General features: G+C 52.6%; 13 protein-coding genes. 10 read left to right on the top strand and 3 right to left on the bottom strand.

Features of this window, described 5'->3' with window-relative positions; translation table 11 throughout:
• Positions 1-38 precede the first annotated feature (38 nt).
• From rpe to trpS, 3 genes are read left to right on the top strand one after another with little or no spacing between them, the layout of a single operon-like run.
• A complete protein-coding gene (gene rpe, locus ACOZIO_RS14205) occupies positions 39-716 on the top strand; it encodes a ribulose-phosphate 3-epimerase (RefSeq protein ID WP_129953784.1) in 678 nt (225 codons plus the stop codon).
• Positions 709-1,407, top strand: coding sequence for a phosphoglycolate phosphatase (locus ACOZIO_RS14200; RefSeq protein ID WP_129953783.1), 699 nt, complete (start codon positions 709-711; stop codon positions 1,405-1,407). The genes rpe and ACOZIO_RS14200 overlap by 8 nt, the downstream gene beginning before the upstream one ends.
• Before the next feature lies 1 nt (position 1,408).
• A complete protein-coding gene (gene trpS / locus ACOZIO_RS14195) occupies positions 1,409-2,425 on the top strand; it encodes a tryptophan--tRNA ligase (protein ID WP_129953782.1) in 1,017 nt (338 codons plus the stop codon).
• 78 nt (positions 2,426-2,503) lie between these two features.
• Here trpS and cysG read toward each other — a convergent pair whose 3' ends face one another.
• The 3 genes from cysG to nirB form a co-directional block, all read right to left on the bottom strand.
• Positions 2,504-3,898, bottom strand: coding sequence for a siroheme synthase CysG (cysG, locus tag ACOZIO_RS14190; protein WP_129953781.1), 1,395 nt, complete (start codon positions 3,896-3,898; stop codon positions 2,504-2,506).
• A 75-nt stretch (positions 3,899-3,973) separates the two neighbouring features.
• On the bottom strand, positions 3,974-4,324 hold the full coding sequence (gene nirD / locus ACOZIO_RS14185; RefSeq protein ID WP_129953780.1) for a nitrite reductase small subunit NirD: 351 nt from the start codon (positions 4,322-4,324) through the stop codon (positions 3,974-3,976).
• Complete coding sequence (nirB, locus tag ACOZIO_RS14180) at positions 4,321-6,873, bottom strand: nitrite reductase large subunit NirB (protein WP_129991449.1); 2,553 nt, start codon at positions 6,871-6,873, stop codon at positions 4,321-4,323. Before nirB ends, nirD begins: the two co-directional genes overlap by 4 nt.
• A gap of 222 nt (positions 6,874-7,095) precedes the next feature.
• On the opposite strand from nirB, the gene ACOZIO_RS14175 reads away from it, so the two are divergent.
• From ACOZIO_RS14175 to argD, 7 genes are all read left to right on the top strand, one after another.
• A complete protein-coding gene (locus ACOZIO_RS14175; RefSeq protein ID WP_421595424.1) occupies positions 7,096-8,379 on the top strand; it encodes a cytosine deaminase in 1,284 nt (427 codons plus the stop codon).
• A 145-nt stretch (positions 8,380-8,524) separates the two neighbouring features.
• The gene (ppiA, locus tag ACOZIO_RS14170) at positions 8,525-9,091 is read left to right on the top strand and encodes a peptidylprolyl isomerase A (RefSeq protein ID WP_129953777.1); all 567 of its coding nucleotides are present in this window, start codon (positions 8,525-8,527) and stop codon (positions 9,089-9,091) included.
• Positions 9,092-9,395: 304 nt separating this feature from the next.
• Complete coding sequence (locus ACOZIO_RS14165; protein ID WP_129953776.1) at positions 9,396-10,601, top strand: aldose 1-epimerase family protein; 1,206 nt, start codon at positions 9,396-9,398, stop codon at positions 10,599-10,601.
• A gap of 94 nt (positions 10,602-10,695) precedes the next feature.
• A complete protein-coding gene (locus ACOZIO_RS14160; protein WP_235173559.1) occupies positions 10,696-10,869 on the top strand; it encodes a YhfG family protein in 174 nt (57 codons plus the stop codon).
• Positions 10,859-11,461 (top strand): putative adenosine monophosphate-protein transferase Fic, encoded by a 603-nt coding sequence (locus ACOZIO_RS14155; RefSeq protein WP_129991447.1) that lies wholly within the window; start codon positions 10,859-10,861, stop codon positions 11,459-11,461. Before ACOZIO_RS14160 ends, ACOZIO_RS14155 begins: the two co-directional genes overlap by 11 nt.
• 76 nt (positions 11,462-11,537) lie before the next feature.
• On the top strand, positions 11,538-12,113 hold the full coding sequence (locus ACOZIO_RS14150; protein ID WP_129953774.1) for an aminodeoxychorismate synthase component II: 576 nt from the start codon (positions 11,538-11,540) through the stop codon (positions 12,111-12,113).
• 122 nt (positions 12,114-12,235) lie between these two features.
• A complete protein-coding gene (argD, locus tag ACOZIO_RS14145) occupies positions 12,236-13,453 on the top strand; it encodes a bifunctional acetylornithine/succinyldiaminopimelate transaminase (protein ID WP_129953773.1) in 1,218 nt (405 codons plus the stop codon).
• The last annotated feature ends 163 nt before the right edge of the window (positions 13,454-13,616 follow it).

Below are 13,616 nucleotides of genomic sequence, written 5' to 3'. Positions count from 1 at the left end.
CGGTGATCATCGGGTAAACCTATCGTTTGGAGAAGCGGATGAAACAGTTTTTGATTGCACCGTCCATTCTGTCTGCTGATTTTGCCCGTCTGGGTGAAGATACAGCCAAAGCCCTGGAAGCGGGCGGAGATGTTGTCCATTTTGATGTGATGGATAACCACTACGTTCCCAATCTGACGATGGGGCCAGCCATTCTTAAATCGTTGCGTAACTACGGCATTACCGCACCTATTGATGTTCATCTGATGGTTAAACCGGTTGATCGCCTGATCCCGGATTTTGCCGAAGCCGGTGCCTCTTACATTACCTTCCATCCCGAAGCGTCTGAACATGTTGACCGCTCACTGCAGCTGATTAAAAGCCATGGCTGTAAAGCCGGTCTGGTGTTTAACCCGGCGACCTCCCTGAGCTATCTCGAATACGTGATGGATAAACTCGACGTGATCCTGCTGATGTCGGTGAATCCAGGCTTCGGAGGTCAGTCGTTTATTCCGGGCACACTGGATAAACTGCGTCAGGTTCGCAAGATCATTGACGCCAGCGGTTATGACATTCGTCTGGAAGTTGATGGCGGAGTGAAGGCCGAAAATATCGGTGAAATCGCCGCAGCGGGTGCAGATATGTTTGTCGCCGGTTCCGCTATCTTTAATCAGCCGGATTACCGTACGGTGATCGACCATATGCGCAGTGAACTGGCTAAGGTCTCGCATGTCTGAGCTCCTTGAGGCGCGCGGTTTAGGTTTTGATCTCGACGGTACGCTGGTCGATAGCGCACCGGGTCTCTCCGAAGCGATGGATATGGCGCTGCGTGATTTCAGTTTACCTGCCGCAGGCGTTGAGCGTCTTAGTACCTGGATTGGCAATGGCGCTGATGTCATGGTAGAACGTGCCGTCCGCTGGGCCGGAGGCGATTTATCGCCAGCTTTCCTGCAGACGGTGCGCGATAAATTTGATCATTATTATGCCGATACCGCCGCAGGTGGCAGCCGCTTATACCCGCAAGTCAAAGAGACGCTGGCAGCATTGGCAGCCACAGGCATGCCCATGGGGCTGGTGACCAACAAACCGACGCCTTTCATTGCGCCTTTACTGCAATCGTTAGGCATCGACAGCTATTTCACGGTCGTGATTGGCGGTGATGATGTCGTGGCGAAAAAACCGCATCCGGCGCCGGTCTATATGACGCTGGCACTGCTTGGATTGCGTGCCAGTGAAATGGTCTTTGTGGGGGATTCCCGCAATGATATTCACGCTGCACAAGCCGCTGGCTGTCCGTGTGTGGGCATGACTTATGGCTATAACTACGGTGAAACTATCGCGCTGACCAAACCCGATCGCGTACTGGATAATTTCGCCGACCTTTTGCCCACGTTAGGGCTGTCATCTTTAAAAGATCAGGAAGCATAAAATGAGTAAACCCATCGTATTTAGTGGCGCACAGCCCTCCGGCGAATTGACCATTGGCAACTACATGGGTGCGCTGCGTCAATGGGTCAAAATGCAGGACGATTACGAATGCATTTACTGTATCGTCGATTTGCACGCGATCACCGTACGTCAGGATGCGGAGAAGTTGCGTAAAGCAACCCTCGATACGCTGGCGCTGTATCTGGCGGTCGGTATTGATCCGAAGAAAAGTACTGTCTTCGTGCAGTCTCATGTTCCTGAACATACCCAGCTAAGCTGGGCGCTGAACTGCTATACCTATTTCGGTGAGCTGGGCCGTATGACGCAGTTCAAAGATAAATCTGCGCGCTATGAGACATCCAACAGCGAAAGCATTACCGCTGGTCTGTTCGATTATCCGGTATTGATGGCGGCGGATATTTTGCTGTACCAGACCCATCAGGTACCGGTCGGTGAAGATCAGAAACAGCACCTGGAACTCAGCCGAGATATTGCCAGCCGTTTCAACGCGTTGTATGGCGATGTATTTACTGTGCCGGAGCCGTTTATTCCGAAATCCGGTGCGCGGGTTATGTCATTGCAGGAACCGACCAAGAAGATGTCTAAGTCGGATGACAATCGTAAAAACGTGATCGGCCTGCTGGAAGATCCAAAAGCGGTGACCAAGAAGATTAAAAGCGCGATGACGGATTCTGAAGAGCCGCCTGTCATCCGTTACGATATTAAAAACAAGCCGGGTGTTTCTAACCTGCTGGATATTCTTTCCGGTGTGACCGGCAAAGGCATTCCGGAGCTGGAAGCGGAATTCGAAGGCCAGATGTATGGTCATCTGAAAGGTGCGGTTGCCGAAGCGGTTTCAGGCATGCTGACCGACGTGCAGGAACGTTTTAACCGTTTCCGCAGCGACGAGGCTTATCTGCAACAGGTAATGAAAGAGGGCGCTGAGAAAGCCCGTGCCCGTGCCAGCGTGACACTGAAGAAAGCTTATGAAGCGATTGGCTTCGTCACGCTTCCATAATTTCTACTTCGATTGTTAAATCAAAACCACGTCTGCGGACGTGGTTTTTTGCTTTAAGACCTCAGGAAAGCGGTGTGCTCAATTCTGTTGTACCACCACGGTTTCGCTGGCAAACCAGTTAAGTTTCTGACGTAAGCTCACCACACTGCCGACAATAATCAGACTGGGACTGCGCACCTCTTTCGCCAGCTTATCGAGCTCTGTGAGCATCCCTGTCACCACCCGCTGTTGCTGGCTGGTGCCGTTTTCTACCAGTGCGACAGGTGTTTCTGCAGCCAGACCGTTTTCCAGCAGACGGCGCTGAATCTCTCCGGCCTGCGTGAGCCCCATATAAAAAACCAGCGTTTGCTGGCTTTGCGCCATGCAGGCCCAGTCCACAATGCCGTCCTGCTTCGCATGACCGGTGATCAGCCGCACGCTTTGTGCATGGTCGCGGTGGGTCAGCGGAATGCCACTGTAAGCGGAGCAACCGGAGGCCGCCGTGATGCCCGGCACCACGGAAAACGCGATGCCTGCGGCTTTCAGCGCTTCCAGTTCTTCGCCACCACGACCAAAGATAAAGGGATCGCCCCCTTTCAGCCGGACAACGCGTTTGCCCATCTGGGCCTGTTCCAGCAGGATTTTATTGATGCTTTCCTGCGGTACACAATGATGTCCCGCGCGCTTGCCCACGAAAATCCGCTCTGCGTCACGACGAACCAGATTCAGCACACTGTCGGAAACCAGACGGTCGTAAACCACCACATCGGCCAGTTGCATTTGCTGCAAGCCTTTGAGTGTCAGTAATCCGGCATCGCCCGGTCCGGCACCGACCAGAATGACCTCGCCATGTTTATCCACGGGTTCATGGAATAATGCTTCAAGATATTCGTGGGATTGCGCAGTGTCATTATTCGCCAGCGACTGCGCCAGGCGATGATGGTTAAACAGTTTTTCCCACCAGCGACGGCGCTCGGAGGCATCAGGGAAGCATGTCTTGACCCGCGCCCGCAATCCGCCCGCAATCTGCGCCAGTTTGCCCAGATGCTGCGGCAGAATGGACTCCAGACGTTCGCGCAGTAAACGCGCCAGCACCGGCGCATTGCCGCCGGAAGACACGGCGATCATCAGCGGAGAACGGTCAATGATTGACGGCATAATCACGCTGGCACTTTCCGGTGCATCGACCACGTTACAGAACACGCGCCGGTGATCTGCGGCTTCGCTGACTTCCTGATTTACCAGGTCGGAATTGGTCGCGGCGACCACCAGCCATTTTTCATCCACCAGCAGTGGTGAGAATTCACCGCGTAACAGGCGGACTTTACCTTCGTCTGCCCACATCTGAAATTGCGGTGTAAAGGTGAGGGCATTCACCGTCAGTTCTGCGCCAGCTTCCAGCAGCAGACGCGCTTTACGTTCAGCAACATCACCGGCACCAACCAGTAAACAGGCTCTGTTTTTTAACTGACAAAAGAGGGGCAAATAATCCATGGACGCTTCTCTATCAAACTGATGTGGCGGAACAGATAATAACGCCGCCCGGAGGCGGCGTGGAAGGCGTGCAGTTTAGCCGGCTACAGACTGAAGGCTGGCGGTATTGATTTCCACATTGCCGTTCTGTACACGGACCTCGTAAGCCGGAACTGAATACTGTTCGTCTTCCATGCAGACTCCGTCGGTCAGACGAAAATGCTGTTTTTTCAGCGGACTGGCGACCCACAACTCGCCCTGATGTTCCGCGATAATCCCCCGTGACAGCACGCTGGCCTGTGCAAACGGGTCAATGTTCGACAGGGCAAAAATCTGCTCATCAGCGTAAGGACGGAATAGCGCAACCTGCTGATCGCCTGCCAGCGCGCATACACCGCAGGCGGGTAAGATCTGGTCGACGGAACAAAGTGTTAACCACTGGTTCATAATACTTCCTCCCCGCCGGCGATTTGTCTCACCGGAATACGCTCGTCGGGACGCGCCGGACGATGCTGCTGACGCTCACCGACAAACTGCACGTTCGGGTCACGCTGGCTGCTGTTGATAAAATGGCTGAAGCGGGTTTGCGCAGCCGGGTCGTTCAGGGTTTCCTGCCACTCGCAAACGGCCGATTCACGCAGGCGTGCCAGTTCGGCTTCCAGTTGATCGTTAAGCCCCAGTTTGTTATCGATGATGACTTTGCGCAGGTAGCCGATACCGCCTTCGAGGTTATCCATCCAGACCGAGGTGCGTTGCAGCTTATCGGCGGTGCGGATGTAGAACATCATGAAACGGTCGAGATAACGCAGCAGGGTGTCATTATCCAGATCGGCGGCCAGTAAATCACCGTGCCGTGGTTTCATGCCACCGTTGCCGCAGACATAAAGATTCCAGCCGTTTTCTGTCGCGATAATCCCGACATCTTTGCCCTGTGCTTCAGAGCATTCACGGGTACAGCCGGATACGCCGAATTTCATTTTATGCGGGGTACGGATGCCTTTGTAGCGGTTTTCCAGGCTGATGCCGAAACCGAGGCTGTCGCCCACACCATAACGGCACCAGGTGCTGCCAACGCAGGTTTTCGCCATGCGCAGGGCTTTGGCGTACGCCTGACCGGTTTCGAATCCGGCACTGATCAGTTTCTGCCAGATGGCCGGTAAATCGTCTTTTTGCGCGCCGAACATGCCGATACGCTGTGAACCGGTAATCTTAGTGTAGAGATTGTACTCAGCCGCGATTTCACCTATTGCCTGCAAGCCTTGCGGCGTGATTTCACCACCCGGCGAACGCGGTATAACGGAATAGGTGCCGTCTTTTTGCATGTTGGCGAGAAACACATCGTTGGTGTCCTGCAACGGCGTGTGCTGCGATTTCAGCACATAATCATTCCAGCAGGAGGCCAGCAGCGAGCCGACGGTTGGTTTACAGACTTCGCAGCCGTAGCCTTTGCCGTATTTATTCAGCAAATCGTTGAATGAGCGGATGCCTTCAACGCGGATCAGGTGATAAAGCTCCTGCCGCGAATACGCGAAGTGTTCGCAAAGATGATGGTTAACTTCGATGCCTTGTTTGCTGAGTTCGGCATTCAGTATCTGCGTCACCAGCGGAATACAGCCGCCACAGCCAGTGCCAGCTTTCGTTGCTGATTTCAGCGCCGCCACGGTAAGACAGCCACCCTGAACTGCTTTGATGATATCGCCTTTGGTGACGTCAAAACACGAACAGATTTGTGCGCTTTCCGGCAGGGCATCAGTGCCCATCACTGCGCCGCCACTGCCTGCATGAGCGGGCAGGATCAGCGCATCCGGATTTTCCGGCAAAGGAATACTGTTCAGTACCCGTTGCAGCAGATTGCCGTAATCACTGGTGTCGCCGACCAGCACTGCGCCAAGCAGCGTTTTATTATCTTCGCTGACGACCAGGCGTTTATACAATGCTTTGGTTTCATCCAGATAGACATAGCTGCGCGCGCCTGGCGTACGGGCATGGGCGTCGCCGATACCGGCCACATCGACGCCTAACAGTTTCAGTTTGGCGCTCATGTCGGCACCCGTGAAAGCGTTATCGCGACCCAGTAAATGGTCGGCGGTGACCTGCGCCATTTTGTAACCCGGCGCGACCAGTCCAAAAGTCCGCTGATTCCACGAGGCACATTCGCCGATGGCATAGACGTCCGGGTCACTGGTTTGGCACTGATCATTAATCACGATGCCGCCGCGCGGGGCGATCTGCAGATCGCACTGACGTGCCAGTTTGTCCTGCGGTCGGATACCGGTGGAGAACACGATGAAATCGACTTCGAGGAAAGTACCGTCGGCAAATTCCATTGTTTTACGGGCAGCACTGCCGCCCTGAACAATCTGGCGCGTATTTTTGGCGGTATGAACGCGTACGCCCATGCTTTCGATTTTCTGACGAAGCTGGCTGCCACCCTGTGTATCAAGCTGTTCCGCCATCAGGCCAGGCGCAAATTCGACAACGTGCGTTTCTACGCCAAGGTTTTTCAGTGCCCCGGCTGCTTCGAGGCCGAGCAAACCGCCCCCGACCACCGCACCGCGTTTACTGCGACGGGCACAGGCCTCGATGGCATGTAAGTCTTCAATGGTGCGGTAAACGAAGCAATCCTGACCATCAGAACCGGTAATCGGCGGCACCCACGGGTAGGAGCCGGTAGCAATAATCAGTTTGTCGTAATACACCGTGCGACCGCTGCTGGAGTGAATGACTTTTTCACTGCGGTTGAGCGTAATTGCCCTTTCGCCAATCAGCACATTGACATGATGCTTTTCGTAAAATCCTTCGCGAACCAGTGACAGCTCTTCCGCAGTATGGTGGGAAAAATAAGAGGAAAGATGGACGCGGTCATAGGCCACGCGCGGCTCTTCACAAAACACCGTGATATCGAACTGATCCGGTTCTGCTTTATCCAGTAAATCTTCGATAAAGCGATGGCCGACCATGCCGTTGCCAATCATCGCGATTCTGACTTTGCTCATAATTGCCTCAATATTGATTTTCTGAGGCTAAACATAACCCGCGCGTAACAGGGGGTATTGATGCAAATCAAGCCGATCCCAATATACTCCTTAGGGGGTATTTAACTGATTTCATTGGGTTTTTGTGTAACCTTTCGATTTATAAACACTTTCAGGCTATTGTTCTAGGATTGGCTTTTAAAAAACCACAACACAGTCTTTCTAAAAATGGTGAGGTAATGCGTGAAGAAAACTCTTTTGCGTACCGTTAAAAATGTCAGGTTGCCTGGCCGTGAAGGGTTATGGCAGATAGACATCGACGACACCGTGATACGCCAGATTGTCCCCCAGTTGGACAATGCCGATTACGGCAAACATATCCTTGATGCTGAAGGCGGGCTGGCAATCCCCCCTTTTATCGAACCGCATATCCATCTTGATACCACCCAGACTGCCGGTCAGCCAGCATGGAATCAGTCCGGCACGTTATTCGAAGGCATTGAGCGCTGGGCTGAACGCAAAGCGCTGCTCTCGCATGAAGATGTTAAACAGCGCGCATGGCAAACCCTGAAGTGGCAGATTGCCAACGGCATCCAGCATGTGCGCACTCATGTGGATGTGTCTGACCCGACGCTGACGGCGCTCAACGCCATGCTGGAAGTGAAAGCCGAAGTCGCGCCGTGGATCACGCTGCAAATTGTGGCGTTTCCGCAGGAAGGCATTATGTCGTACCCGAACGGTGAGGCCTTGCTGGAAGAAGCGCTGAGGCTGGGCGCGGATGTGGTAGGCGCTATTCCGCATTTCGAATTCACCCGCGAATACGGCGTTGAATCACTGCATAAAACCTTCGAACTGGCGAAAAAATACGACAAGCTGATCGACGTCCATTGCGATGAAATTGACGATGAACAGTCGCGTTTTGTCGAAACTGTGGCCGCGCTGGCCTTGCGGGAAAATATGGGACCACGCGTCACCGCCAGTCATACCACGGCAATGCATTCCTACAACGGGGCGTATACCTCGCGTTTATTCCGCCTGCTGAAAATGTCCGGTATCAACTTTGTCGCCAACCCGCTGGTCAATATCCACCTGCAGGGGCGGTTTGATACTTATCCGAAACGCCGCGGTATAACGCGTGTGAAGGAAATGCTGGAGGCGGGGATCAATGTCTGTTTCGGGCATGATGATGTGTTTGACCCGTGGTATCCGCTTGGTACCGCGAATATGTTGCAGGTACTGCATATGGGGTTGCATGTCTGCCAGTTAATGGGATATCAGCAAATTGATGACGGGCTGAAGCTCATCACCACCTGCAGCGCCCGGACTATGAATCTGGAAGGTTATGGTCTTGAAAGCGGCAATGCTGCCAGCCTGGTGATCCTGCCGGCGCAAAGTGGTTTTGATGCCGTACGCCGCCAGACGCCGGTACAATATTCCGTGCGCGAAGGGGTACTGATCGCGCAAACACAGCTCGCAAAAACGGTCATCCATCTTCATGAAGATTACCCTGTAGATTTCAACAGTTAAGACCGTTAAAAACAGGGTGTAATATTTTGAAATAATTAGAATATTTATTCTCAAGCGTAAATAAAAGTAAAGGTCTGGCGCTGAGCGTAAAGGCTCTTTAGAATCAGTAAGATCTGTTGTTTGTATTCTGGAGAAAGGAACTGTCATGTTTAAACGTACTTTAGTGGCCCTCACTGCGCTGCTATCCCTGACTGCAATGTCGCCCGTTCTTGCGGCCGCTCAAACCCACGTCATGCTGACCACTTCAGCAGGGAATATCGAACTGGAACTCGACAGTGCGAAGGCACCGGTTTCTGTAAAGAATTTCGTTGATTACGCCCAGAGCGGCTATTACAACAACACCATTTTTCATCGCGTGATCCCAGGTTTCATGGTTCAGGGGGGCGGTTTTACGGCTGACATGCAGCAGAAAGCGACCAAAGAGCCCATCAAGAACGAAGCGGATAACGGCCTGCGCAACCTGCGCGGCACCATCGCCATGGCGCGTACTGCCGATAAAGACAGCGCGACCAGCCAGTTCTTCATCAATGTGGCAGATAACGCCTTCCTCGATCACGGTCAGCGTGATTTCGGCTATGCCGTATTCGGTAAAGTCATCAAAGGGATGGATGTGGTAGACAAAATGTCTCAGGTCAAAACCAATAATGTCGGGCCTTATCAGAACGTGCCGACGACGCCGATTGTGATCCTGTCTGCGAAAGTGCTGCCTTAATTTCTCAGCCTTTCTTCCAGAATACTGTTTTTCTAAGCCTCCGGTTCCGGGGGCTTTTTATTGCCTGTCTGCTAACACGCTTAAGCTGAAACGCATCAGCTTATGAACCTTCATTCTTGTTTCAGATCTCAATTTCATGTGCAAATTTTCCCTCAACCAAACAATTTTTGCGAAGCCGGGCACGTTACCATCTGCCATTTAGCCTCAAAAACGCTCAACTTGAAGGCTGTCACATTTTTCGCCTGACGGAGTTTGTAGGCTGAATTGCTTTTGGGCTAAATCAATTCAGCAAAAAGGGGTTATTGTGAAAAAATTACTCGCAACCGGGATCGTTCTGGGGCTTTTTTCGTGGCAAGCTGCTGCACAAACTATCGTGCTGACGGATGCTGAAGCCGGTACAGAACTGGGAAACTGGAAGACTGATAGCAAAAAGCTGAACATTGCGGGAACCGATTTCAGCATCGAACAAAAAGTGTTACACGGTGGCAAACAGGAAGGGTCAAAAGTTATTACCATTACCAGCAAGGGACTGACCATCGCTCTCAGCCCGACGCGCGGGATGGATTTATTGCACGTGACCGGCGATAACATTCGCTTAGGCTGGGATTCTCCGGTTCAGGAAGTGGTCAATCCTGCGTACATCAATCTTGAAAGCCGTAACGGTGTGGGCTGGCTGGAAGGTTTCAACGAAATGATGGTGCGTTGCGGCTTTGAATGGACCGGACATCCTGTTACTGCCGACGGCATGATTTATACGTTGCACGGCCGGGCAGGCAATACACCCGCCTCGAAAGTGGTGGTTGAGATCGCCGATAAAGCCCCTCATGAAATCACAGTGCGTGGCTTGCTGAAAGAAGATACCTTTAAGAAAGCCAAGCTGGAAACCTGGACTGAACTGCGTTACGTGCCGGGTAGCCATTCGTGGACTATTCACGACACCCTGACTAACCAGTCGGATTATCCGCACGACTATCAGATTATTTATCACAGTAATTTCGGTCAGCCGATCCTTGAGCAGGGTGCCCGTTTCATTGCGCCGCTGAAATCAATCTCTCCGTTCAATGATTACGCCAAAAAAGGTTTAGCAGACTGGCAGACTTACGCCGGGCCGACCAAAGGCTTTGATGAGATGGTCTTTAACATGGTGCCGCTGGCGGATGCGCAGGGTAAAACGATTGCCGGCGTAGTGAACAAAGCGGGGAACAAGGGCGCATCGATTGAATTCGATACCCATCAGTTGCCGCTGCTGACGCTGTGGAAAAATACCGACACCCTGAAGCAGGGTTACGTTACGGGTATCGAACCGGGCACTAACTATGCCTATCCGGTGACTATCGAACGTAAACAAGGCCGCGTGAAACAACTGCAACCCGGCCAGAGCACGGTCTTTGAGTTGAAATATTCACTTCTGCCGGATGCGCAGGCGGTGAAACAGCTTGAGGATCGGGTGAAAACACTTCAGGCAGATCATAAAACAGACGTGAACGAGACCCCTATCGCTGTTGAATAATCCGAGTTTAGGGCGCTGAGGCTGGCGCCCTTTTTTCTCTGTCTATACTTAACTCCACAAGGTATATGCCCGAATAGCTGTACCCAGGGAGGAAATGATGGCGAAGAAACTGACACTCAGGCAGCAGGAAAAACTTTTTCGCGAACGTCAGCGGCAGAACTTTCAGGCCAGCAGTGCGCTTGATGGTTTGCAGGTTGAGGTTATCACGTTAGACAACGAACAAATTTCACAACGTCTCACCGAACTGAGGAAGCACTATGAACGATAAACTCGTGGCCGGTGCCGACCCTTATTATTATCCCGGCATCAATGTGCTCAAAAACCGGCTGGAAATACGTGAAGAGCATCGGCTGTTGCAGGCTGAACTGGCGTTTACTGCCCTGCGCGCGTCAGCGATGCCGCTTGGGCCTTCAGTGATGGGATTGCCGCATCTGTGTGCGGTGCATCTGTCCTTGTTCCAGGATATTTATACCTGGGCAGGCGAGTTCCGTGAGATCGATATTTATAAGGATGACACGCCGTTTTGCCATTTCGAATACATTGAAAAAGAGGGCAATGCGCTGATGCAGGAACTGGAAGAGGAGAAATTTCTGATCGGCTTACCGCTGGATAATCTTGCTGAGCGACTGGCTCATTATTATACCGGGCTGAATTTGCTGCATCCGTTCCGCACAGGGAATGGTCGTGCGCTGCGCATTTTTATCGAGCAACTGGTCATTCATGCTGGCTACGACATTGACTGGTCTAAAGTGGATCGGGAAAGCTGGCTGGCAGCCAATAAAACAGCGGTATTTGGTGATGAATCAGGGTTGGTGGCAATTTTTAATACCGTTGTCAGTGAAATCCCGGAAGAACATTAAGCGACAAAATACTGAGCCCGCGCTGAAAAATGCGTAGAATTGCCCGGTAAATTCTCCGACTTTTACCGGGTATACTATGCTGCTGCTGATCGACAATTACGATTCCTTCACCTACAACCTCTATCAATATTTTTGCGAGCTGGGCGCAGAAGTGAAAGTAATGCGTAACGATCAGCTTACCCTCTCCGACATTGAACAACTTTCTCCTTCACATCTGGTGATTTCTCCGGGCCCGTGTACGCCTGATCAGGCGGGCATATCCCTGCCCGCCATTGTCCATTTCTCCCACCGTTTACCGATTCTTGGCGTTTGCCTCGGGCATCAGGCGATGGCGCAGGCGTTCGGCGCGAAAATCGTCCGTGCGCGGCAGGCCATTCACGGCAAAACCTCACCTGTCCGCCATACCGGCAGAAGCGTCTTTACCGGGCTGAATAATCCGCTGACCGTGACGCGCTACCATTCTCTGGTGGTCGCGCCACAGACGCTGCCCGACTGTTTTGAGGTCACGGCATGGACAGAACGTAGTGGTGATCGCGACGACATTATGGGCATCATGCACAAAACCTTGCCCCTGCATGGCGTTCAGTTTCATCCTGAAAGCATTCTGAGCGAGCAGGGGCACCAGCTTCTGGATAATTTCCTTAAAATCTAATCAGTTAATATTGCTGAAAAAATTACTTCCGCCTCGGGTGCGATTTTCGTTTGCCTGTCTGTGATTTTTTATGCATATTTTGTGATTATATTTTCATATTAATGGCAGTGGGGAGACGAGTAATGTCAGAAAAATCAGCGGTAGATCGGGGTACATTCGATAAAGTCATTTTACCGGTTTATTCACCGGCGAAATTCATTCCGGTGAAAGGTAAAGGCAGTCGCGTTTGGGATCAGCAAGGGAATGAATATGTTGATTTCGCAGGGGGTATTGCTGTGACAGCGCTCGGGCATTGCCATCCGGCACTGGTGAAAGCGTTGCATGAGCAGGGCGAAACCCTCTGGCATGTCAGTAATGTATTTACCAATGAACCCGCCCTGCGACTGGCGCAGAAGCTGATCGATGCCACTTTTGCCGACCGTGTATTTTTCGCTAACTCCGGCGCTGAAGCCAACGAAGCGGCTTTTAAACTGGCGCGTTACTATGCTTCACACCGTCACAGCCCGTACAAAAGTAAGATCATCGCTTTCCATAACGCCTTCCATGGTCGCACGTTGTTCACAGTTTCCGTGGGTGGCCAGCCGAAATACTCCGACGGCTTCGGCCCGAAACCCGCTGACATTGTGCATGTGCCGTTCAACGATCTGGATGCCGTAAAGGCGGTGATCGACGACCACACCTGCGCCATTGTGGTTGAGCCGGTGCAGGGGGAGGGCGGCGTTACCCCCGCTACCCAGGCGTTTCTGCAAGGCCTGCGCGAGCTTTGTGACAAACATCAGGCGCTGCTGGTTCTGGATGAAGTACAAAGCGGTATGGGACGCAGCGGCAAGCTGTTCAGCTATATGCACTACGGCGTGACGCCCGATATTCTGACCACAGCCAAAGCGCTCGGCGGCGGTTTCCCGGTCAGTGCCATGCTGGCAACTGAAGAAGTGGCTTCCGTTATGGAGCCGGGCAAACACGGCACCACCTACGGCGGCAACCCGCTGGCCTGTGCGGTGGCTGAAGCTGCGCTGGATATCATCAATACACCTGATGTACTGGCTGGCATCAACGAACGCCGCGAGAAATTCATCAGCGCGCTGGATGCCATCAATCAGAAATATCACATCTTCAACGAGTTCCGTGGTCAGGGGCTGCTGATCGGCGCCGAGCTTGCCGATGCGTATAAAAACCGTGCCGGAGAATTCCATGCCGCCGCCGCAGAAGCCGGGCTGATGATGCTGGTCGCCGGACCAAACGTGATGCGGTTTGCGCCTTCACTGGTGATTGATTTCGCTGACATCAGCGAAGGGATGGAAAGGTTTGAGAAGGCGGTGGGGAAAGTTTGTGGGGGGTGATCCCCACGGCCCCGTCTTTAAACGCTTGATCGAGAAAATTTCGGTTTCCCACTAACATTTATCACATGGTCTCTTGCGCCGAAACCGACCAAAGAGGGCTATGACTAGCCCAGTTTGGGGGGTTTGGGGCGGGGAGGTTAGCGGAGACGGGAAATTTAAATGC

This window comes from Rahnella sp. PD4, assembly GCF_049199325.1.
Lineage (GTDB): Bacteria > Pseudomonadota > Gammaproteobacteria > Enterobacterales > Enterobacteriaceae > Rahnella > Rahnella perminowiae.
The sequence above is the reverse complement of the archived record's forward strand: the minus strand, read 5'-3'. Positions and strand labels throughout refer to the sequence as shown.